15 protein-coding genes are annotated in these 21,290 nt (G+C 57.4%); all 15 read left to right on the top strand.

Annotation, left to right across the window (positions count from 1 at the left end; all coding sequences use genetic code 11):
• Positions 1-795: 795 nt before the first annotated feature.
• Positions 796-1,812 (top strand): siderophore ABC transporter substrate-binding protein, encoded by a 1,017-nt coding sequence (locus tag HMPREF2847_RS00155; protein WP_070851094.1) that lies wholly within the window; start codon positions 796-798, stop codon positions 1,810-1,812.
• 39 nt (positions 1,813-1,851) lie between these two features.
• Entirely contained in the window at positions 1,852-2,799 is a 948-nt protein-coding gene (locus HMPREF2847_RS00150; RefSeq protein WP_070851093.1) for an ABC transporter permease, read from the top strand.
• A gap of 19 nt (positions 2,800-2,818) precedes the next feature.
• Positions 2,819-3,835 carry an iron chelate uptake ABC transporter family permease subunit gene (locus HMPREF2847_RS00145; RefSeq protein ID WP_070851091.1) on the top strand — a complete coding sequence of 339 codons (1,017 nt, stop codon included), beginning with the start codon at positions 2,819-2,821 and terminating at the stop codon, positions 3,833-3,835.
• The gene (locus HMPREF2847_RS00140) at positions 3,832-4,590 is read left to right on the top strand and encodes an iron ABC transporter ATP-binding protein (RefSeq protein WP_070851089.1); all 759 of its coding nucleotides are present in this window, start codon (positions 3,832-3,834) and stop codon (positions 4,588-4,590) included. The genes HMPREF2847_RS00145 and HMPREF2847_RS00140 overlap by 4 nt, the downstream gene beginning before the upstream one ends.
• A 44-nt stretch (positions 4,591-4,634) precedes the next feature.
• The gene (locus HMPREF2847_RS00135) at positions 4,635-5,546 is read left to right on the top strand and encodes an RNase H family protein (RefSeq protein WP_070851087.1); all 912 of its coding nucleotides are present in this window, start codon (positions 4,635-4,637) and stop codon (positions 5,544-5,546) included.
• 112 nt (positions 5,547-5,658) lie between these two features.
• Positions 5,659-6,855 carry a tetratricopeptide repeat protein gene (locus HMPREF2847_RS00130; protein WP_070851085.1) on the top strand — a complete coding sequence of 399 codons (1,197 nt, stop codon included), beginning with the start codon at positions 5,659-5,661 and terminating at the stop codon, positions 6,853-6,855.
• 109 nt (positions 6,856-6,964) lie between these two features.
• Entirely contained in the window at positions 6,965-8,005 is a 1,041-nt protein-coding gene (locus HMPREF2847_RS00125) for an HAD-IIA family hydrolase (RefSeq protein WP_070851084.1), read from the top strand.
• A gap of 6 nt (positions 8,006-8,011) precedes the next feature.
• Positions 8,012-8,293 (top strand): hypothetical protein, encoded by a 282-nt coding sequence (locus HMPREF2847_RS00120; RefSeq protein ID WP_070851082.1) that lies wholly within the window; start codon positions 8,012-8,014, stop codon positions 8,291-8,293.
• 5 nt (positions 8,294-8,298) lie between these two features.
• Positions 8,299-9,138, top strand: coding sequence for a TlyA family RNA methyltransferase (locus HMPREF2847_RS00115; RefSeq protein WP_070851100.1), 840 nt, complete (start codon positions 8,299-8,301; stop codon positions 9,136-9,138).
• Positions 9,131-10,129: an NAD kinase gene (locus tag HMPREF2847_RS00110; RefSeq protein WP_070851081.1), complete on the top strand. Its 999-nt coding sequence runs from the start codon at positions 9,131-9,133 to the stop codon at positions 10,127-10,129. The genes HMPREF2847_RS00115 and HMPREF2847_RS00110 overlap by 8 nt, the downstream gene beginning before the upstream one ends.
• 96 nt (positions 10,130-10,225) lie before the next feature.
• The gene (recN, locus tag HMPREF2847_RS00105) at positions 10,226-11,965 is read left to right on the top strand and encodes a DNA repair protein RecN (protein WP_070851098.1); all 1,740 of its coding nucleotides are present in this window, start codon (positions 10,226-10,228) and stop codon (positions 11,963-11,965) included.
• A 25-nt stretch (positions 11,966-11,990) separates the two neighbouring features.
• On the top strand, positions 11,991-13,175 hold the full coding sequence (steA, locus tag HMPREF2847_RS00100) for a putative cytokinetic ring protein SteA (protein WP_070851080.1): 1,185 nt from the start codon (positions 11,991-11,993) through the stop codon (positions 13,173-13,175).
• Positions 13,176-13,264: 89 nt separating this feature from the next.
• Complete coding sequence (locus tag HMPREF2847_RS00095; RefSeq protein WP_070851078.1) at positions 13,265-14,185, top strand: copper transporter; 921 nt, start codon at positions 13,265-13,267, stop codon at positions 14,183-14,185.
• Between the two features lie 71 nt (positions 14,186-14,256).
• Positions 14,257-15,864, top strand: coding sequence for a DUF262 domain-containing protein (locus HMPREF2847_RS00090; RefSeq protein ID WP_070851077.1), 1,608 nt, complete (start codon positions 14,257-14,259; stop codon positions 15,862-15,864).
• 429 nt (positions 15,865-16,293) lie between these two features.
• A complete protein-coding gene (locus tag HMPREF2847_RS00085; protein ID WP_070851076.1) occupies positions 16,294-21,282 on the top strand; it encodes a DEAD/DEAH box helicase in 4,989 nt (1,662 codons plus the stop codon).
• The last annotated feature ends 8 nt before the right edge of the window (positions 21,283-21,290 follow it).

The following is a 21,290-nucleotide window of genomic DNA, read 5'->3' as shown; positions in this document are numbered from 1 at the left end:
GGGTGGTGGCCGCGGCCCGCTTTTGTTTTACCCATGAGTAAACCATATTAAACAGGGGTTGGTCCGGTCGGCAGCGGAAGCCGTACTTGCCGGTGTCTCGGGGACTAAAGGGCAAAGGGTATCCGGGTTAATGGATACAAGCGTGCCCGTTTAGCGGATTGCCCGGTTGGCACCCTTCGTTGCTTGCCCCAATGCGAGCTACTGACTCCTTTATGGCTGTCAGGGACGGGTCAACGCGGGGTTAGTGTCTACGTTTATGGCAGCGGCTGCGGGTAAATCCGAGTTACTGACTGCGTTTATGACAGAAATGGCGCGAAAAATGGCTTGAAAGTGTCATAAACTCACACAGTTTCACATTTGCAGCCCGTATTACGCCTGCAGTCCCCAATTATCGCCTGTAGTCCGTGTGCACGCCTGTAGCCCGTATTCAAGCCTTGCAGCCCATGTCCACACGCAAAGTCCATACTCACAAGCAAAGCCCGCAAGCTTATTCGCAGCTGTGCCCAGTGAGGCTCAAGCATGCTTCGATAATGCGCACGTTACCTTAGATGATGCACAAGTTGCCCCGTTATTGAACGCTGCAAACTAGCCGCCACCTGCATAAATAAGCCAATACTAAACAGCTAGAAGAACTCGACCCTAAATATTGCGCAAATTAACAACGTATTTACTTGTTAAATAGGGAATCCTAAGGTAAGGTTACGCAGGTAATGATTACCTAAGTAAGTGATTGGGTGATGGCGTCTAAGTGACGTTTGCTCAACAATCCTACTGTGACCGAAGGGATGCCTTTAAATGGTGCGTTCTAACTCCGGCCGAATTCGCAATGTCCGCAATATCGTAGCCGCATCTGTTGCTAGCCTTGGACTTGTTCTTGGCGCATGTTCTGCCGATGCCGGCAACGAGGATAAGTCTGCAGCTGCAGGTAACGAGGCAACTGTTACCGTTACTGATAATCACGGTGAGCAGACCGTGCCGGCCGAAATTGACACTGTTGTGGCCACGGACAACCGTTCCTTCGAGATGCTCGATCAGTGGGGCATTAAGCTGGCTGCAGCTCCGAAGGCGATTATCCCGTTTACGGTTTCCGACTACAAGGACAACCCCGACGTTCAGGACATCGGTAATCACCGCGAGCCGAACCTCGAGATTGTTGCAGCCGCCGACCCGGATCTGATTGTCACCGGTCAGCGTTTCGACAAGTACTACGACGACCTCAAGAAGCTCGCTCCGAACTCCGCCATCGTGGACTTCGAGCCACGCGAGGGCAAGCCGCTGGATGAGGAGCTCAAGCGTCACGCCAAGGGCATGGGCACCGTCTTCGGTAAGGAGAAGGAAGCCGACCAGCTAATCGCGGACTTCGACAAGGCCCTGGAGCGCGCTCGGAAGGCTTACAACCCGGACGTGAAGGTTATGGCGCTGAACTCGTCGGGAGGCACGCTCGGCTACATTGCTCCGACCGTTGGCCGTACCTTTGGTCCGCTGTTTGATCTGATTGGCATGAAGCCGGCGCTGGAGGTCGACAAGGCCAGCGATGACCACCAGGGTGATGAGATTTCCGCCGAGTCCATCGCTAAGGCGAACCCGGACTTCATCATGGTTCTCGACCGCGATGCTGGCACCTCGGTGCGCGGTACTGATGAGTACCGCTCGGCACAGTCTGTGGTCGAGGAAGCTGCTCCGCTGAAGAACGTGAAGGCCGTCAAGGAGGGCAACATCTACTATGCCCCAGAGGACACTTATACCAACGAGTCCATCATCACGTACACGGAGATTCTGAACGAGCTTGCCGACGCCTTCGAGCAGGCCTAATAGTTCTCTGACCAGGCACAGGAGTACCTCACCAACTCTATGCAGAAGTTACTGGAACCCCGATTAGCCATTGGGATTGCCGTTGTGGCAGTCCTGGTGGCTATGTCGCTGTTTGTAGGCCAATACGACATCCTGGGCGCCGACGACGGCTGGGAGATGTTCGCCACCACGCGTATTCCGCGCACCATTGCACTAGTGCTCTCGGGTGCCGCGATGGCGATGTGTGGCCTGGTCATGCAGCTGCTTACGCACAACAAGTTTGTCGAACCCACCACCACGGGAACTACGGAATGGGCTGGGCTTGGCCTGATCTTCGTGATGTATTTCTTCCCCTCGGCGTCGTTGCTCGGCCGGATGAGCGGCGCGATTATCTTCGCTTTCATCGGCACAGCAGTGTTCTTCCTGTTCTTGCGCCGAGTGACGTTGAAGTCGAGTTTGGTCGTGCCCATCGTGGGCATCATGCTGGGCGCGGTAGTCAGTTCGATTTCGACTTTCTTTGCGTTGCAGACAGACATGCTGCAGTCGCTGAGCGTCTGGTTCGCAGGCTCCTTCACTGATATTTATAAAGGGCAGTACGAATTCCTGTGGCTTGTCGTCATTGTGGTCGCGATTGTCTTCGTGTTCAGCGATCGGCTGACGGTAGCGGGCCTTGGTGAGGATATCGCGACCAACGTTGGCCTGAACTACAAGCGAATCGTGTTCCTGGGCACGGGACTAATCGCGATTGCAACAGGTCTAGTCACAGTAGTGGTGGGCAACCTGCCTTTCCTGGGGCTCGTCGTCCCGAATATCGTCTCCATGTTTCGTGGCGATGACCTGCGCTCCAATTTGCCATGGGTGTGCCTGGTGGGCATTGCCATCGTGACGGTCGCGGACATAATTGGCCGCGTCATTATCGCCCCCTTCGAGATTCCGGTATCGGTGATTCTCGGCATCCTGGGTGCTGCCATTTTCGTCTATCTGATTGCGGAGCGGCGTCGTGCTTAATCTCAGTTCAACTCACGCGATGGCCAACCAGGTTGGCCCGCAAACGACGTCGTTTAGCACGGGTGCCGCGGCGCGCAGGTACTGGATCATCATTGCTGTGCTGGTGGGCTTGGCGACGTTGTTTACCGCAGGCCTGCTTGCGTGGGACAATCCGTTGCCGTTCGGCACGGAGGGCTTTTGGCTGATTGCGCGTCGGCGCCTTGACGCCGTGATTGCCATGATTGTGGTTGCCTGCTGTCATGCAATTGCGACGGTGGCGTTCCAGTCGATTGCGAATAACCGAATTATTACCCCGTCGATTATGGGCTTTGAAGCGCTGTACGTGGCTATCAGTACCGCCGCGGTCTACTTCCTCGGCGCGACGGGTCTGATGAATGCTGGCTCGGTTGGGGCGTTTGTTCTGCAGCTCGCGCTGATGGTGGGGCTGTCGCTGGTGCTGTACGCGTGGCTGCTGACTGGGCAGGGTGCGGATATGCACAGCATGCTGCTGGTGGGCATCGTCATCGGTGGCGGGTTGGCCTCGGTATCGACGTTCATGCAGCGGATGCTGACGCCCTCGGACTTTGACCTGTTGACGGCGCGTCTGTTCGGTTCTGTCAATAACGCTGATCCGGAGTTTTTCCCGGTGGCGATTCCGCTAGTGATAGTGGCCGTCGTCGTGATTGCGCTGCATTCGCGGGCGCTGAACGTGATGTCGCTAGGCCGTGAGGTTGCGACGAATCTGGGCGTGAATTACCAGGTTCGGTCTATCACCGTGCTGGTCGCGGTGTCGGTGCTAATGGCAGTATCGACGGCCATGGTCGGCCCGATGACCTTCCTGGGCTTCCTGGTCGCGACCATTGCGTACCAGGCTGCGGATACCTATGACCATCGCTTTGTACTGCCGATGGCGGGGCTGATCGGTTACGTCACGTTGGCCGGTGCGTATTTCATTCTCAATCACGTTTTCTACGCTCAGGGCGTGGTGTCCATCATTATCGAGCTGGTTGGCGGTTCGATCTTCCTCTACGTCGTTTTGAAGAAGGGACGGCTATGATTCTCCTCGACAGCGTAAGTAAGAGCTATACCAGCGAGGTGTCAATTGGCCCCGTTGACCTGGAAATTCCGACCAACTCCATCACGGCGCTGATCGGACCGAACGGTGCGGGCAAGTCCACGCTCTTGACTATGATTGGCCGCCTTCTGGCCGTCGATTCCGGCGACATCAACGTCGGCCCGTACAACGTGGGCAAGACCAAGTCGAAGGATCTGGCGAAGGTGCTGTCGATTCTGCGTCAGGACAATCACTTCGTCACCCGTCTCACCGTGCGCCAGCTAGTCAGCTTCGGCCGCTTCCCATACAGCCAGGGGCGCCTGACCGCCGAGGATGAGCGCATCATCTCTCAGTACATCGAGTTCCTCAACCTCGAGTCGCTCCAGGGCCGCTACCTCGACGAGCTCTCGGGCGGTCAGCGTCAGCGCGCGTATGTCGCAATGGTGCTCTGTCAGGAGACGGATTACGTGCTTCTCGACGAGCCGTTGAACAACCTGGACATTTCTCATTCGGTCGACATCATGTCGTACCTGCGCACTGCAGTGCGCGAGTTGGGGCGCACGATGGTGGTGGTGTTGCATGACATCAATTTCGCGGCTCGCTACGCCGATTACATCTGTGCGGTGAAAGACGGCCAGATTGTTGAGCACGGCCCAACCGCGGAGCTGATGCGTTCGGAGGTGCTGAGCCCAATCTTCAACACTCAGATTGACATCGTCGAGGGCCCGCACGGCCCGGTCGCCTGCTACGGCTCTTAAGGCAATTCCTGGCCGGCCCCACGCAGCCGATACAATCTAGCCTCATGACTATTACTGCTGCCGTTGACGGTTCCGCCTTGCACAACCCCGGACCTGCCGGGTGGTGCTGGTATATCGACGACAGCTGCTGGGCCGCCGGCGGTTGGAAAGAGGGAACCAACAACCGCGGGGAACTCACTGCTCTTGCCGAGCTGCTCCGCGCCACCGCTCACATCCCCGACGAGCCACTTTTCGTACTGTGTGATTCGCAGTACGTGATCAACTCCGTCACCAAGTGGATGCCGGGGTGGAAGCGCAAGGGATGGAAGAAGCGCGACGGCAAGCCCGTCCTCAACGTCGATATTTTGCAGGACATCGACCAGCTGCTCGTCGGTCGCAATATCCACCTCGAGTGGGTTAAGGGACACTCCGGCCACGACATGAACGAGGCCGCTGATCAGCGCGCCCGAGCCGCCGCCACGGCGTATCAGAAGGGCACCGCAGTGCCCGAAGGACCAGGTTTCGCCGGCGCGGGGAGTCGCGGGCAGACGAATGCAGCACAGGCGAATGCAGCGCCGACAAAAACCACGCCCGCCACGCCTTCTTCCGACTCCAAGGCACCCAAGACCGCAACCTTCGAGCAGGAGGGTCTCTTTGACCTCGCTGCCGACACCACCGTGGCACCCGAGGACGCAGCCAAGGAAGCGCTCACTGTTTTCCGCCGCGCCGCACATCGCGCTGAGCAGGGTAATGCCCGCGCCCTCAAGGCATTGCTTAACGACGCCCTGGGCGCCAACCTCGCCGTGCCAGACGGGCTTTCGGATGCCGAGCATGAGCTCCGCGTCGAGGGAACCACCGCTACTGCGCAGTTCACTACAGACGACTGGGTTGGCCTGGCTGTCTGGGATTTGTCCCAGGCAGTGGGGAAAGCCACAGGTTCTGCGCGTTTGTTGGGCTGGAATGTAGGCAGGTCTTAGCAGTAGTATGAAAGTTTGGTCTTTTAGGTAGGCCACCAGGCAATCCGGGGTTACTGGTAGCCTGAAAACACATAAATTCTTTTACTCATTACATATAAGGAGCTCCGACTTCATGGCTGAGCACGAAGGTCCTCGTTCCGGCGAAGGCCGAGGAAATCGCGGAAACCGCGGGTCTAACCGTTCCCATGGTCGTGGCGAGGGCGGCTTTAACGGGCGCAACCGCAACGATCGTCGTGGACAGGGCGGTGGCCCAGGTGGCCGTGGCCGTGGTGGTCACGGTGGTCATGGCGGTAACCGTGATTCCCGTGGTTCGCGGGGCTTCCGTCGTGATGATCGCGACGATCGTGACTTTAACCGCGGTGACCGCAATGAGCGCGGTGGTCGTGGCGGTCGTGGTTACAACCGCAACAATCGTGATGATCGTAATGAGCGCGGCGAGCGCGGTTACAACCGCAACGACCGGGGCGACCGCAATGATCGTCGCGGCCCGGGCGGACGCGGTGGACAGGGAGGCCGCAACTTCGACCGTCGTGGTGGCAAGCCACGTCGCTCCAACCGTGGTGGCCGCTTCCAGGATGAGAAGCGTACGCACCGCACCGGCCCGCAGCGCCCAGGTTTCCGCGAGGAGCGCATTGAGGCCCGCAAGAACGAGCCGAAGCTGCCTGATGACATTCGTGCAGACGAGCTCGACCCGAGCGTGCGCCAGGATCTGAAGAGCCTGGCTAAGGACAACGCCGACAAGGTCGCTCGGCACATGATTATGGCCGCAGTCCTGATGGCTGAAGACCCGCAGCGTGCCCTGGAGCACGCCCGCGCAGCGAAGGACCGCGCAGGTCGCGTCGGTGTCGTTCGTGAGACAGCTGGTGTCGCCGCTTACCACGCAGGTGAGTGGAAGGAAGCCCTGGCTGAGTTGCGTGCTGCTCGTCGCATCTCTGGTGGCCCGGGCATGATCGCGGTGATGGCGGACTGTGAGCGCGGCCTCGGCCGTCCAGAGAAGGCCATCGAGCTGGCTCGCTCCGAGGAAGCCAAGCAGCTGGACAACGAGTCCAAGACTGAGCTGGCTATCGTCGCCGCAGGTGCTCGCCGCGATATGGGCCAGATTGATGAGGCTCTGGTTGAGCTGGAGACCCAGGATCTAAACCCGGATCGCGAGGACTTCGAAGCAGCTCGTCTGTTCTACGCCTACGCCGATGCGCTGGTGGAGGCCGGCCGTAAAGACGATGCCAAGGTGTGGTTTACCCGCTGCGCCAAGATCGATGTCGACCAGATGCTCGATGCTCGCGAGCGCATCGAAGAGCTGAGCAAGTAAACAGCCCAGCTGCCCGACTCGCAAAACCATCCACCGCTGGCGCGATGCGGCTGCGCATCTACAATTCGTCGTAAAGCGTTCCTATTTCGTAAAAGGAGAAATGCACCCCATGGCTTCTGTCGCTTCTTCCTATGATGCCGCTCTGTTAGATCTGGATGGCACGATTTACGAGGGCGGCGCGGCGATTCCGAACGCGCTGGAGGGGCTGACCGAGGCAGCGCTGCCGATGGTGTTCATTACGAACAACGCCTCCCGTGCGCCGCAGACGGTGGCAGATCAGCTCAATGGGCTGGGCTATGACGTTCACGCGGACGATGTGATGACGTCGGCGCAGGCGGCCATTGAGATGGCGGCGGAGATCATTGAGCCGGGCTCGAACGTTTTTGTGTTGGGTGCGGAGTCGTTTAAGCAGCTGGCTCGTGAGGCGGGGTACACGCTGGTGGATTCCGCTGATGACAACCCTGCGGCGGTGTTCCAGGGGCTCAACCGTGAGATGACGTGGAAGCAGATGTCGGAGGCGGCGCTGGCGGTGTCGCGAGGTGCGCGCTTCCTGGTGTCGAATTTGGATACGACGCTGCCGTCGGAGCGCGGTTTTTTGGTCGGCAATGGTTCGGTCGCTGCGGCGATTTCGACGACCACGGGTGTTGCGCCGCTGTCGGCGGGTAAGCCGAAGCCGCCGATGTTCATTAAGGCTGCGGAGCGTATGGGCGCGAAGAGTCCGCTGGCGATTGGGGATCGTCTGGATACCGACATCGCGGGTGGAAATGCTGCGAAGATGGACACGTTTATGGTGGTCACGGGCGTTTCCACGCATATGGATGTCGTCGCAGCGCCGCCCGAGCACCGTCCGACGCTCATCGGTGCTGACATGACCGCGCTGAACCGTGAGCTGGATCAGGCACGCCCGGCTCCGCAGGCTGGTTTCACCGCGCGTTACGACGACGCGGAGGCCGGTGTCATCGTTCTTTCTGGCGGTGACACGGAGGATCCTCGGTTGGCGAACCCAGCGGAGGCCGCGGTGGCGGCTCTGCTGACGGTCGTGGATGTGGTGTGGAACTCTGAGGCTGGTCGTGCTGGCGCAGTCGAGGTCGCGCAGGTCCGCGCAGAGGGCCCGGCTGCTGAGGCGGCGCTGGCTGCCTGGCGGATGTGATAGCCGATGAGTGAGGTTGCACCGAAGCCGGGGCAGGGGCAGGGGCAGGGGTCGGGTGTTGGTCCGGTGCCGGGGACGAAGCCTGGTTCTGCATCTGTACCGAGCCCTGCACCTAGCCCGGCGGCGATGCCCGGTGCGCGCGAGGTTACTCCGGAGCAGGTTCGCGAGCAGGTGGCGGCCGCACTGTCCGCGCCTGCGCCGACTCCGCAGGAGAGAGTCGCGCAGTTCGAGCGGGCGCATGAGATTTTGTATGAGGCCCTGGGCTCGTCACGCAGGGAAGGAAAGTGAACGCGGTGGCAAAGAAAGCTCCTAAGCGCAGGCTCGATGCGGAGCTGGTGCGAAGGAGGATTGCTCGCTCCCGTGAGGCGGCAGTGGACATGATTAAAGCCGGCCGAGTTGAGGTCGGTGGTTTTGTCGCCTCCAAGCCCGCGACCGCGGTGACGGGCGATGTGTCCATTCGCGTCAGTGGCCTGGAAGAGGACGAGAACTGGGCTTCGCGCGGTGCACACAAGCTGCTCGGCGCGCTGGAAGCTTTCGAGCCGCAAGGGCTGGACTTGAAGAGCCGGAAGGTGCTGGATGCCGGTGCCTCCACGGGCGGTTTCACCGATGTGTGCCTGCGCCGCGATGTCGACACCGTCTACGCCGTCGATGTCGGCTACGGTCAGCTGATTTGGCGCTTGCAGGATGATCCGCGGGTGGTTGTGCTCGACCGAACTAATGTCCGCACGCTGACCCCGGAGATTCTCGGTGGCACGGCCGATGTCATGGTCGGCGATCTGTCGTTTATTTCTTTGAAGCTGGTGCTGCCAGCGATTGTCTCCTGCCTCGACGAGGGCGCTGACCTGCTGCCGATGGTCAAGCCGCAGTTCGAGGTGGGTAAGGAGCGCCTTGGCTCCGGTGGCGTTGTGCGTAGCGATGCACTGCGTCAGGAAGTTGTCCAGGAAGTCGCCGAGTACGCCCGCACGCTGGGGTTGTCCTTCCGCGCGGCTGTGGCCAGCCCACTGCCGGGTCCTAGTGGCAACGTGGAGTTCTTCCTGTGGCTGGTGAAAGACGGCGGCGCCAGCGATATTGGTGATGAGGCTATGGCTGCGGCCATCGCTAAGGCTGTTGAGGAGGGACCGCACAATGACTAGCTCACCGACCGAATCACCGACCGGCTCGCCGACTAGCGCGAGGAGCAGCTCAGGGATTAGCAAGCCCAAGACCAGCGCCGGCAAGCGCGAGATTCTGCTGGTCCCGCACACCGGCCGTAGCGCCAACCTGGAAATGGCCGCCGAGGCGGCTGAGCTGCTTGAGGCCGCGGGTATCGATATCCGCGTGCTGGCCGGTAAGAACCCGGAGGCGCTGGCCGCGCACCCAACGCTCGGCAAGTACCCGCGTTACTGGCATTCCCCGCAGGCGGCGTCGGGATGCGAACTCGTCCTCGTCCTCGGCGGCGACGGCACCTTCCTGCGGGCCGCAGATATTGCGCATTCGGCTGACCTGCCGGTGCTCGGTATCAACATGGGACACGTGGGCTTCCTCGCCGAGTGGGAGCAGGAGTCCATGACGGAGGCGATTAGTCGCGTCATCAAGCGTTCCTGGCGTATCGAAGACCGCATGACCATCCGCGCCACCGTACGTGACACCACCGGTCGTGTGATTGGCTCCGGTTGGGCGCTGAACGAAGTCAGCATCGAAAATGTCAACCGTCGTGGCGTGCTGGACGTCATCCTGGAGGTCGATGGCCGCCCGGTGAGTTCCTACGGCTGCGATGGCGTGCTGATTTCCACGCCGACCGGCTCCACTGCGTATGCCTTTTCCGCAGGTGGTCCGGTGCTCTGGCCGGAGCTCGACGCGATGCTGGTCGTGCCCAACAACGCCCACGCGCTGTTCTCCCGACCGCTGGTGATTTCCCCGCATTCGACGATCGCCATTGAGACCAACCACGACACCGCCGAGGCGGTCGCGGTGCTCGACGGCTTCCGCAACATCATCATGCCTCCGGGAAGCCGCATTGAAATCGAGCGCGGCGCGCAGCCGGTGCGCTGGGTGCGTCTGGACAATCAACCGTTCGCCGATCGTCTGGTGCACAAGTTCCGCTTGCCGACGTCCGGGTGGCGCGGCCCCGCCGAAGCCCAATAGCCCCTAAACACGGCAGACAAGAGCCGTCACGAGACTCCACAACCGGGACCGTGCCCGCGGCCCCCAACTTCAAGGGAAGGACTGATGGCAGGCGCCATGCTGACTGAGATTTCCATCCGCGACCTCGGCGTTATTCCCGATGCGACGCTTGAATTCAGCCCAGGCCTGACCGTTCTCACAGGTGAAACCGGTGCGGGTAAGACCATGGTGGTCACAAGCCTCAAGTTGCTCTGTGGCGCGCGTGCCGACGCCGGCCGCGTGCGCACGGGCGCCGACAAGGCCTTGGTGGAAGGCCGCGTTTCCACTGAGCACCTCTCGGAGGAAGAGTCAGCCACCATCGATGCTGTGGTTTCTGAGCTCGGCGGCGAGCGCGATGAGAATGATGAGTACCTGCTTGCCCGTCAGGTCTCCGCGAAAGGCCGCTCCCGGGCGTGGGTTGGTGGCCGCAGTGCCTCGGCTGCGGCATTGGCAGATGTCTCCACGCGGCTCATCGCCATTCACGGCCAGAATGATCAGTTGCGCCTACAAAGCGCCGATGAGCAGCGTGCGGCCATCGACCGCATGGATGCCGGAACGATCGCACCAACGCGTGAAAGCTACCGTCAGCAACGCGCACACTGGCGCTCCCTGGTCAAAGAATTAGAAGAGAAGACCTCCAAGCGCCGTGAGTTGGCCATGCGTGCCGACCAACTCAGCTTCGCCATCGAAGAAATCGACGCAGTCTCACCCGAACCAGACGAAGACCAGGACCTGGCCTCGCAGATTCGCCGCATACAGGACCTGGATGGTCTCCGCGACGCTGCAGCCGTGGCGCTAGCCGCCATCGATGGTGCCGCCGCCGTGAGCGTGACCGGTACGGATGCCGCCACCGAGGACTCCGGAGCCGCCGAACTTCTCGGCGCCGCAGCAAATGAGCTCGCCGCCGCAGACGACGAGGAGCTCACCGAGTTTTCCAACCAGCTCAATGAGCTGACCAGCCAGCTCTCCGAGATCTCTGCTGGTCTCGGCGCATTTCTCTCTGGCCTGCCGGAGGAAACCGAGTCGCTGGACAAACTCATGCAGCGCCAGGTGGAGATCAAGAATCTCACCCGCAAGTACGCCCCGGACATCGCAGGTGTCCTGGCCTGGCGGGATAAGGCGGAGCGTAAGCTCGCCACGCTGGATGTCTCCGGCGAAGCCCTGGACAAACTCACCGCGGAGATCAAGACCGCGGAGAAGAAACTCGGCACCACCGCACGGAAGCTCTCCAAGGCTCGCGCAAAGGCCGCAAAGCACCTGGAAGAGGCCGTGACCAAGGAACTCAAGGGCCTGGCTATGCCGCACACCTCGCTGGTGGTGGAGATTACCAAGGCCGACACCTTTGGCCCCGCTGGCGTGGACAATATCGAATTCAAGCTCCGGGCCCACGAAGGTGCCGAGCCGCGCCCGCTGGCCTCATCCGCATCCGGCGGTGAGCTCTCCCGCATCATGCTGGCATTGGAAGTTGTCCTCGCCGAAGGACAAGCCGGACACACGATGGTTTTCGATGAGGTCGATGCCGGTGTTGGTGGGCGCGCGGCTGTGGAAATTGGCAAGCGCCTGAAGCAGTTGGCGGTGAATAACCAGGTGATCGTCGTCACGCACTTGCCTCAGGTGGCGGCGTTTGCGGATACCCACTTGGTGGTCAGCAAGGATGCGCGTTCGGGGGCGGTGTCGTCGAAGGTGACGAGCCTGGGCGATGAGGAGCGGATTGACGAGCTTGCGCGGATGATGGCGGGCTTGGACGATTCGGACTCCGGGCGGGCGCATGCGCAAGATCTTCTGGATCAAGCTCGGCGCGCCTTCTCGGCCAAGTAGCTGCACTTATGTTTCACTAAGTGCCATGAGTCTGTTCTCTCGGAACGAAAAAGATCTTCCTGGCATTTCGGGGACTGTGCGGGACGGTTCCCGCCTGGATCGTGCGCTCAAGCGCATGGGCGAAGGCGACATCGTGGTGATTGATGCGCCGGATATCTCGCGTCCACTGGCACAGCAGTTGATTGATGCCAAGGTCGCCGCAGTGGTGAACACCGGCGCGTTTACCACGGGTTTTGTGCCGAATTACGGCCCGCAGATGATGCGCGATGCCGACATTTCGATGGTGCAGAACGTCGGCGACGAGGTCTTCGAGAAGCTCAAGGACGGCAAGAACGGCAGGCTTGACGACGGCAAGCTCTACCACGGTGACCGCCTGATTGGTCAGGGCGATGAGGTCGACCAGGACGAGCTCGAGCGCGCCTTCGACGAGGGCCGTACCAGCATGGTCGACCGCCTGGAGGCTCTCTCCGGCAACTTGGTGGAGTTCGCCAAGACCGAGTCCCCGCTCTACATCGATGGCCTGGGCATTCCGGACGAGACGGAACCACTGCGTGGCCGCAAGGTCGTTGTGGTCAGCCCTGGTGAGGGACACCGCGAGACGCTGGAAGACCTAAAGAACTTCATCCGCGAGTACGAGCCGCTGCTCATCGGCGTCGATGCAGGCGCCGACACGCTCTTCGACCTGAAGTACGAGCCGGACTACATCATCGGCGATCCGGAGAACATCAACTCCGAGGCGCTGCGGTCTGCCGGCTGCGTGATTCTGCCCGCCGACCCGGACGGTCACGCGGTGGGCCTTGAACGCATCCAGGACCTCGGCATTGGCGCCATGACCTTCCCGGCGCTGTCCGATTCCGCCACTGACCTGGCGCTGGTCTTCGCCGCGCATCACGACGCCGACATGGTCGTCTCCGTAGGCGCCCCGCAGAACATCGACAGCATTTACCACGCTGAGAATCAAAGCGGCGTGCCGTCGGCGCTGCTGTCGCGTTTGAAGGTCGGCGAGAAGCTTGTCGACGGTCGCATGGTCGCCGACCTCTACCAGGTCAATAGCCGTGGTTTCGGTGTGGCCTGGGCAATCCTGGCTATCTTTGTCGCCGTTGCGGTGATCTTCGCTATCGCTGGTACCTCCGGCGATGGTTCTGTCAGCGAGAATCTGATTGACACTTGGAACTCCATTGCACTGTGGTTCCAGGGGCTGTTTAAGTAGTTTTAGCGGTATTTAGAGCACTATGAGCGCCTAGAGTTTTCAGCTGTCAGTGCTGATTGAGGCGTCGGCGAAAGGAAAAGGGACGGGCGATGGCGAAGAAGCGCAGGAGCGGGAAGTTTACAGCCGGTGTGACAGGTGCTGCCCTCGGTGTGGCGGCAGGTGCTGTGCTGGGTGCTTATGTGCTGAACCCCGCTGGTGCTGGCATTGATTTCGGCACTGGTGCCGCCTCTGAGCGCGATGCCGCCGTCGCGCGTGCCGATGCGCAGCAAGCTCGTGCCGACGAAGCCAACCGCATCATCGAGCCCATCGTCGGGGAGATTGTTAAAGACTCTTTGAAGGATGTGCCTGTCCTGGTTATCGCGACTCCCGATGCCACCGATGAGCAGCTGGCAGGGGTTTCCGAGACTCTGCGCGCTGCTGGTGCACCGGATGCGGGCGTGTTGAAGCTGACCGATAAGTTCCTCTCTTCCGCTGGTGCGGATGAGCTGAAGGACACGGTTTCTACCTCGCTGCCGGCTGATGTGCAGCTGGACCCTGAGCGCCGCGAGCCGGGCCGCCAGACTGGCCAGGCGCTGGCTCCAGTGCTGGAGCTGGATAAGGATGGGGGAGAGAGGGCTTCCGCTGCTGACCGAAAGCTGTTACTGGAGGCCCTGAAGGGCGGCGGGTTCGTCGAATATGAGGAGGGGACGCTGCGCCCGGCTGCTGGCATTGTGTTTGTTGGCAATCACGGCACTGTCTCGCGCGCTGCGATTGATAAGGGCGAGGACCCAGAGTTCGGTGCTGGCCTGGTAGCGGATCTGGCGGTGGCGCTGGCTGAGGGCTTTGGTGCTGGTGAGGATGCTGCTGGTCACGTTGTGGTGGGGACTGATGGCTTCGGCCGCGAAGGCGTCAGTGCTCTGCCGGACGAGCGCTGGGGTGCTGACCCTGCAGTGAAGCGTGTGGACGCTGTGTCGGATGCGGCAGGTCAGGTTGGGGTTGTTGGGGACTTAAAAAGGGAATCTAATCTATAATGCCCTTACTATACCGTACTTAGTACCTATATTTATTGATCATTAGAAGATTCACACAGGGGGCCTAAAAAATGGCTGAAATGTCCATTCGAGAATTAATTCAATGTATTGATCGTGGAGAAATTAGGGTTCCGGCGTTCCAACGTGGTTTCGTGTGGACACCGGAATTGATGGCACACCTTTTAGATTCTATTTACAAGAAGTATCCTATTGGATCAGTAATTTTATGGAGAACTCGGGAGGGGTTAAATACCGAGCGAAAGCTGGGCCCATTTGAACTCACGAAGGCGGAAGATGGGTTCCCAATCAAATATGTACTTGATGGACAGCAACGAATAACCACAATCTACAGTACCTTTAAGACTCCGATTCCCGATTCGGTACAAGATTCTGGCTCCTGGACGCGTATCTACTTCAATCTTTCTGCGGAAGAGTCACCTCAAAATAGTATGTTTACGGCTTTTAGCTCCGATGATGAAGTAGATGGAAACGAATATTTTCCGGTAGATTCATTTTTTGAATCTGTCGATTACAGAAAAGCCACAGAAAATTTATCTGATGAGCAGAAGGTGAAAATCGATAAGGTTCAAGAGGTCTTTAAAGAGGCCAAGATTCCTGTACAGGAAATATCGACCGAAAATAGAGGAGAGGTTGCGATTGTATTTGAACGGGTTAACCGCTTAGGTGTCGAACTTGATACATTGCAACTGCTATCCGCTTGGACATGGAGTGAGGATTTTGAGCTGGTTAATAAATTTGATTCATTATCTGATGAATTTAGCGATTTCGGATTTGCTGAAATAAGTAAAGATAAGAAGCTTCTGTTGCAATGCTTCTCCGCTTTAATAAACAAAAATTCCAATCCAGAATCGTTAATGTCATTGGATGGTGCCGAGGTTAGAGATAGCTTCGAAAAAGTAGAGTATGGGTTAAAAGGCGCGATTGATTTCCTCAAGAATAATTTATTTGTAGCTGATGTATCGCACCTTCCGTACAGTCTCGTGCTTGTCCCACTATGTGTTTTCTTTGCTGAGGAGCCGGGGACTCAAGTTAATTTAACTAATCACCAAAGAGAGACTATTCTGCGTTGGCTATGGCGATCATTTTTTGGTCAAAGGTATAACAATCAACCGCAACGTAATTTGAATAAAGATATTACCGAAATGGTAAAGTTGAAAAAAGGCGAGAAGAGTGAGCTTGATCAGATTGGCAATCCTGTTCTTGCCGAATTTTATTCAGAGAAGAACTTGAGAATGGACACTGTTCGGAGTAAGGTTTTTGTTCTCCAGCTTTTGCAGGCAAAACCACGAAGTTTTATCTCGGGAGAGCCTGTATCTCGCGAATTAAAATTGGCAGCTTTTAACCGCGAACAACTCCACCATTTAATGCCGAAGGCGTTTTTACGTAGGGAGTTCGGAACGTCTCAAGCCAAAGCTAGCCCGTTGGCGAATTTTGCGTTAATATCAGCTGCTGACAATAATAAAATTAAATCAGCGGCCCCAAGTAAATACAAGGACAAAATTGCTCCTGAGATGCTGGATAAAATTCTTGATTCGGCGATTGTTCCCCATTCTTTATTCGACGATAATTTTGAAAGATTTATTGAAGATAGATCAAGTAGACTGGCAGATAATGCTAACAAGTTAATGGGCTTCGATTCGGAATCAGATGAGGCGTGATTCGCGGGTTGTGGCGTTGGACTCGTACTTATTAAGTACAAGTTTCCTGATTGCTTCGGAGTCTTCGACGCAAGCGGCATTATCGTTGGAGATTGATTGGGTGCTTTCTGATAAGGCTCGCTAAAGTTCTCTTTGAATAGATTACTGACTGTGGCGAACTGACCTGTCCCGATAATGCACTTCCCGTGAACCATCAATAGGGTATCAAGCGATAACGTTGGGATGCTGCTGTCCTCAAATATTTTATTGCGTTCGACAGCGTGATGGGGGGGGGGATGTAGCGTCGCTCATGAAGCCGATTGCAAATTATGTGTGTCTGTAAGTTTGCCCCTTTTCGCTCCTAGCATAGAAAGCTAGTTTACGGGGCGGTGGTAGTCACCGAACGGTATGTAGTGATTTCTTGCAGTTTTCATAAGGCATAATATCTTCATGTCCAAGTTTTCAGAGGTCCTTGAGCAGCTCCGTAATAATCAGCCGAAGGCAAAGTATGGCATCGCTTTCGAGAAGCTCATGGTCAACTATTTCCGCACTGACCCGACTCTGAAAACTCAGTTCGACGAGGTCTATCGCTGGTCGGACTGGAAGTACAACGGGGGAGCGCCTGATACCGGCATCGACTTGGTCGCACGTCGCATTGACGACGGCACCTGGGTAGCCATCCAGTGCAAGTTCTATATGCCAACGACTCGCTTGGCCAAGGCAGACCTCGATTCATTCTTTGAAGCGTCTGGGCGATCCTTCAACACTGAGTCCGGCCCGGAACACTTCGGCAGCCGTATCGTCATTTCTACAACTGACCACTGGTCCTCGCACGCAGAAGAAGCCCTCGCTAATCAGCTCATTCCCACCAGCCGTATCGGCACGGCAGCAATCGCCGAATCTCCGATTAACTGGGATGTCGCATTCCCTGGCTCGGAGATCCAAATCAATCTCTCCCAGCGCGAGACTTTTGAACCCCGACCTCACCAGCAAGAAGCTATCGATAGCGCCATGGCTGGTTTTGCTACCCACGACCGTGGCAAGCTCATCATGGCCTGCGGCACAGGTAAAACTTTCACCGCTCTTCGTCTCGCCGAGCGGGTAGCTGAGGAAAATGGGGGGGGGAAGGCTCGGGTTCTCTTCCTCGTGCCGTCCATTTCGCTCCTGTCGCAAACACTCAAGGAATGGACAGCACAAGGGCGCCTCGACATGCGCACCTTCGCTGTGTGCTCGGACTCGAAGGTCTCCCGTAAAGCTGAGGATATTGCGACCTACGACTTAGAAGTCCCAGTATCAACAAACGGTGCCGAAATTGCCAAGCGCTTTGAATCTGGCAAGCGCGCCAAGGGCCTACACATCGTCTTCTCCACCTACCAGTCGTTGCCGGCAGTTCACGATGCCCAGCAGCAAGGGCTCGACGACTTCGACCTAGTCATTTGCGATGAGGCACATCGCACCACCGGTATTACCCTCGCCGGTGAGGACGCAAGTAACTTCGTCCGCATCCACGATGCCGACTACATCAAGGCATCGAAGCGTCTCTACATGACGGCCACACCGCGTCTGTATGACGATTCGGTCAAGGGCAAGGCACAGGACCACTCAGCCGAACTCGCCTCCATGGATGACGAAGCAATCTACGGTCCAGAGTTCTATCGTCTCGGATTCGGCGAAGCCGTAGAAAAAGGCCTGCTCACCGACTACAAGGTTCTTGTCATGACGGTCGACGAATCCGTAGCCGCCGATGCCATCAACCGCAGCCAGAACAGCCAGATCAATCTCACTATGGCTTCGGCAATGATTGGTGCCTGGAACGGCCTGGCAAAACGCTCCGGTTCTCTGCAAGGTAAAAAGGGCGGCTTCGATGAAGATGCCGCACCTATGCAGCGTGCTGTGGCGTTTGCCCGTGACATCAAGACATCGCAGACAATTGCTGATTCCTATCCGCAACTGGTGAACATGCATCGAGAACTGCTCGAAGAAAAGGCAGTTCTCAATGATGTGTCTCTGCACAACGTGGACGTTTCCATCTCTGCGCAGCATGTCGACGGCAGCATGAACGCCCTTGAGCGAGGCACGAAGCTTTCTTGGTTGGAGTCTCCAGCCGTTGAACAGCACACTCGCGTGCTCACGAACGCCCGGTGTCTGTCCGAAGGCGTCGATGTCCCGGCGCTGGATGCTGTGATTTTCTTCAACCCGCGTAATTCCATGGTCGACGTGGTCCAGTCCGTGGGGCGCGTCATGCGCAAGTCCGAAGGCAAGGACTACGGCTACATCATTCTTCCGGTCGCAGTCGCCCCGGACGTTTCGCCAGCGCAGGCACTCAATGACAACGCGCGTTTCAAGGTTGTCTGGCAGATTTTGAATGCATTGCGTGCACATGATGATCGCTTCAATGCCAAGGTCAATTCAATCGCGTTGAACGAAGCGAACCCTGCCGAAGAGCTTCCAATCGAAGTCGACCACATTGGCAAAAAGGATTCCCAGAAATCTGGCTCCGACACCGATTCTGAGAACGCTTCTCCAACCGATGCCATTAACGAGGCCGAAGTCGAATCGGTGAAAAACCCGCAGCCTCTGGCCGATAACAATGAGTTGACTCAACAGCTCGCACTGTTCTCTCTGGAAGAGTGGCAGGAGGCCATTTACACCAAGCTCGTCGACAAAGTGGGCACCCGCACATACTGGGAGGATTGGGCGGACGACGTCGCTACCATCGCGGAAAACCAAATCACGCGCATCAAAGCGCTTGTCGACGGCGCCGATGCCACCCTCCGCACAGAATTCGATAGCTTTGTTGAGGGTCTGCGAAACAATCTCAACGACGGCATCAGCGAAGATGATGCCATTTCAATGCTCTCGCAGCACCTCATTACAGCTCCGGTCTTCAACGCTCTTTTCGAGAACCACGACTTCATCACCCATAACCCCGTGGCCCAGGTTATGGAGAAGATGGTCGGGGCCCTCTCCGAAGCCAATCTTGATACCGAAACCGAGTCCCTCGAGAAGTTCTACGAGTCCGTCCGTGTTCGAGCCTCTGAAGTGAACTCCGCCTCCGGTAAACAGCAGGTCATCAAGGAGCTTTACGAGCGCTTCTTCCAAAAAGCCTTCAAGAAGCAGGCTGAGTCTTTGGGCATCGTCTATACCCCAGTCGAAATCGTGGACTTCATTCTGCGCGCTGCGGATGACGTGTCCAAGAAGCACTTCGGCAAGGGGCTTACCGACGAAGGCGTCTGTATCCTCGATCCTTTCGCCGGCACCTCGACCTTTACGGTTCGCCTCTTACAGTCCGGCCTCATCAAGCCAGAGGACCTTGCCCGCAAGTACGCCAACGAGCTTTTCGCGACCGAAATCATGCTCCTGGCTTACTACGTTTCTGCGGTGAATATTGAGACCACTTACAATGCACTGCGCGAAGAAGCAGCGCTGCGCAATGGTGAGCCCGCACCGGAGTATGTGCCCTTCGCCAACATTGCTCTGGCCGATACTTTCCAGATTCATGAGGAAGGAGACATTCCGGACCTCAACATCTTCCGCGAGAACAACGCCACTATCGAGCGCCAGAAGAACGCTCCAATCAACGTGGTGATTGGTAACCCGCCTTATTCAGCAGGCCAGAAGTCCGCTAACGACTTGAATGCGAATCTGAAGTATCCGAGCCTGGACAAACGCATCGCTGAAACTTACGCCGCGAAATCTACAGCTACGAACAAGAACTCGCTGTATGACTCCTACCTACGTGCCTTCCGATGGGCAACCGATCGCATTGGTGACCAAGGCGTAGTGGCGTTCGTTTCAAATGGCGGTTGGATTGACGGCAACACTGGCGACGGTGTGCGGTTATCCATGGCCGAAGACTTCACTGACCTGTATGTGTTTAACCTTCGTGGCAATCAGCGAACGGCAGGAGAACAGTCCCGCAAGGAAGGCGGAAAGGTCTTTGGTTCGGGTTCGCGGAATACGGTAGCCATCACTTTCGGAGTTAAAAATCCCGTAAAGTCCGGTTTTCAGTTGCACTACCGGGATATTGGAGATTACCTGACTGCGGCGGACAAGCTTCGGATTGTGGATACAGAAACGGTGGAGTCCATTAAATGGGAGTCCATCACTCCTAATACCTATGGTGACTGGGTGAACCAGCGCTCGGATGCCTTTGGCACTTGGCCAGTGCTTGGCGAAAAGAAAGGCGATTCAACAACTTTCTTCACCACGTTTTCTGCTGGGCTCCAGACGAATCGAGATGCGTGGGTTTATGCTACTTCGAAGTCAGAGCTTGAGATGCAAATTGCTACGTTGAAAGATACTTACACTCAGGCTTTGGCAACAATTCAGCAAGGGCAGAAAGCAAAAGATTTCCTTCAGCGAAATCCCCAGTTTGTTGATCCTAGACGTAGCAAATGGTCATCAAGTCTGGAGAACCAGTTGGATAGGCGATTACCTCTAGACTGCCTCGGTTACATTGCATTCGGGCTTTACCGGCCATTCTGTCGGCAAATTGTTTATTTTGACAGTCAACTGAATCATCGACGATATCAACTGCCATCGATGTTCCCGACTCCGCAGCACCGGAATATCGGTTTTTATATCCCAGCAGCCAGTAGTGCTGCCCGTGGATTCAATGCTATTGCAACCGTGTTAGTGCCGGACTTGTGCCTTAGTGGTTCAGGATCCGGGCAGTATTTCCCCCGCTTCACTTGGGCTGCGGTAACGGAGGATGACGGTGCGCTGTTTGGTGAGAACAGCGTCGTAAAGCAAGGCGAAACCAGTGTCTACGGCGAGATTGGTGAAATCGTTCATGGCTATGCGCGCGTGGACAATATCACCGACGAGATCAAGAAGATTTACCGTGATGCGCTGGGTGCGGACATTACAGGCGATGATATTTTCCACTTTGTGTACGGCAAGTTGCATGACCCTGCTTACCGCACGAAGTATGCGGCCGACTTGAAGAAGATGCTGCCGCATATTGAGACGCCAAGCTCGCGTGCGGAGTTCGATAAGTTTGCTACTGCGGGCCAAGAGCTGATGGAGCTGCACGTGGGCTACGAGTCTGTGGAACCGTGGCCATTGGATATTCAGGTTAAGGGGGATGAGTCTAACCGGGAGACCTGGCGTGTGCTCAAGATGAGGTGGGCCAAGCGCAAGGATCCGGAGACAGGCAAGAACGTCAATGACGTGACTAAGTTGATTTACAACAAGCGCGTGACCATTTCGGGTATTCCTGCGGAAGCCGACGGGTATATGTTGGGCTCGCGTTCAGCGGTGGCATGGCTGATTGATCGTTATCAGGTCAAGAAGGACAAAGCCTCCGGTATCATTAACGACCCGAACGACTGGGCTGATGAGGTGGGGAACCCGCGTTACATCGTGGCCCTCATTGGACGCGTGGTGCGAGTTGCTATGGAGACGGTGCGGATTGTGAAGGATTTATCTTCCTAAGGCGAGGA

This window comes from Corynebacterium sp. HMSC074C03 (assembly GCF_001838285.1).
GTDB classification, from domain to species: domain Bacteria; phylum Actinomycetota; class Actinomycetes; order Mycobacteriales; family Mycobacteriaceae; genus Corynebacterium; species Corynebacterium amycolatum.
Note: the sequence above shows the minus strand (reverse complement) of the source record. Positions and strands in the feature narration are given on the sequence as shown.

Bases quoted from the DNA above. Each gene is read 5' to 3' on its own strand.
- HMPREF2847_RS00155 (WP_070851094.1), top strand. From the start codon at position 796: ATGGTGCGTTCTAACTCCGGCCGAATTCGCAATGTCCGCAATATCGTA.
- HMPREF2847_RS00150 (WP_070851093.1), top strand. From the start codon at position 1,852: ATGCAGAAGTTACTGGAACCCCGATTAGCCATTGGGATTGCCGTTGTG.
- HMPREF2847_RS00145 (WP_070851091.1), top strand. From the start codon at position 2,819: ATGGCCAACCAGGTTGGCCCGCAAACGACGTCGTTTAGCACGGGTGCC.
- HMPREF2847_RS00140 (WP_070851089.1), top strand. From the start codon at position 3,832: ATGATTCTCCTCGACAGCGTAAGTAAGAGCTATACCAGCGAGGTGTCA.
- HMPREF2847_RS00135 (WP_070851087.1), top strand. From the start codon at position 4,635: ATGACTATTACTGCTGCCGTTGACGGTTCCGCCTTGCACAACCCCGGA.
- HMPREF2847_RS00130 (WP_070851085.1), top strand. From the start codon at position 5,659: ATGGCTGAGCACGAAGGTCCTCGTTCCGGCGAAGGCCGAGGAAATCGC.
- HMPREF2847_RS00125 (WP_070851084.1), top strand. From the start codon at position 6,965: ATGGCTTCTGTCGCTTCTTCCTATGATGCCGCTCTGTTAGATCTGGAT.
- HMPREF2847_RS00120 (WP_070851082.1), top strand. From the start codon at position 8,012: ATGAGTGAGGTTGCACCGAAGCCGGGGCAGGGGCAGGGGCAGGGGTCG.
- HMPREF2847_RS00110 (WP_070851081.1), top strand. From the start codon at position 9,131: ATGACTAGCTCACCGACCGAATCACCGACCGGCTCGCCGACTAGCGCG.
- recN (WP_070851098.1), top strand. From the start codon at position 10,226: ATGCTGACTGAGATTTCCATCCGCGACCTCGGCGTTATTCCCGATGCG.
- steA (WP_070851080.1), top strand. From the start codon at position 11,991: ATGAGTCTGTTCTCTCGGAACGAAAAAGATCTTCCTGGCATTTCGGGG.
- HMPREF2847_RS00095 (WP_070851078.1), top strand. From the start codon at position 13,265: ATGGCGAAGAAGCGCAGGAGCGGGAAGTTTACAGCCGGTGTGACAGGT.
- HMPREF2847_RS00090 (WP_070851077.1), top strand. From the start codon at position 14,257: ATGGCTGAAATGTCCATTCGAGAATTAATTCAATGTATTGATCGTGGA.
- HMPREF2847_RS00085 (WP_070851076.1), top strand. From the start codon at position 16,294: ATGTCCAAGTTTTCAGAGGTCCTTGAGCAGCTCCGTAATAATCAGCCG.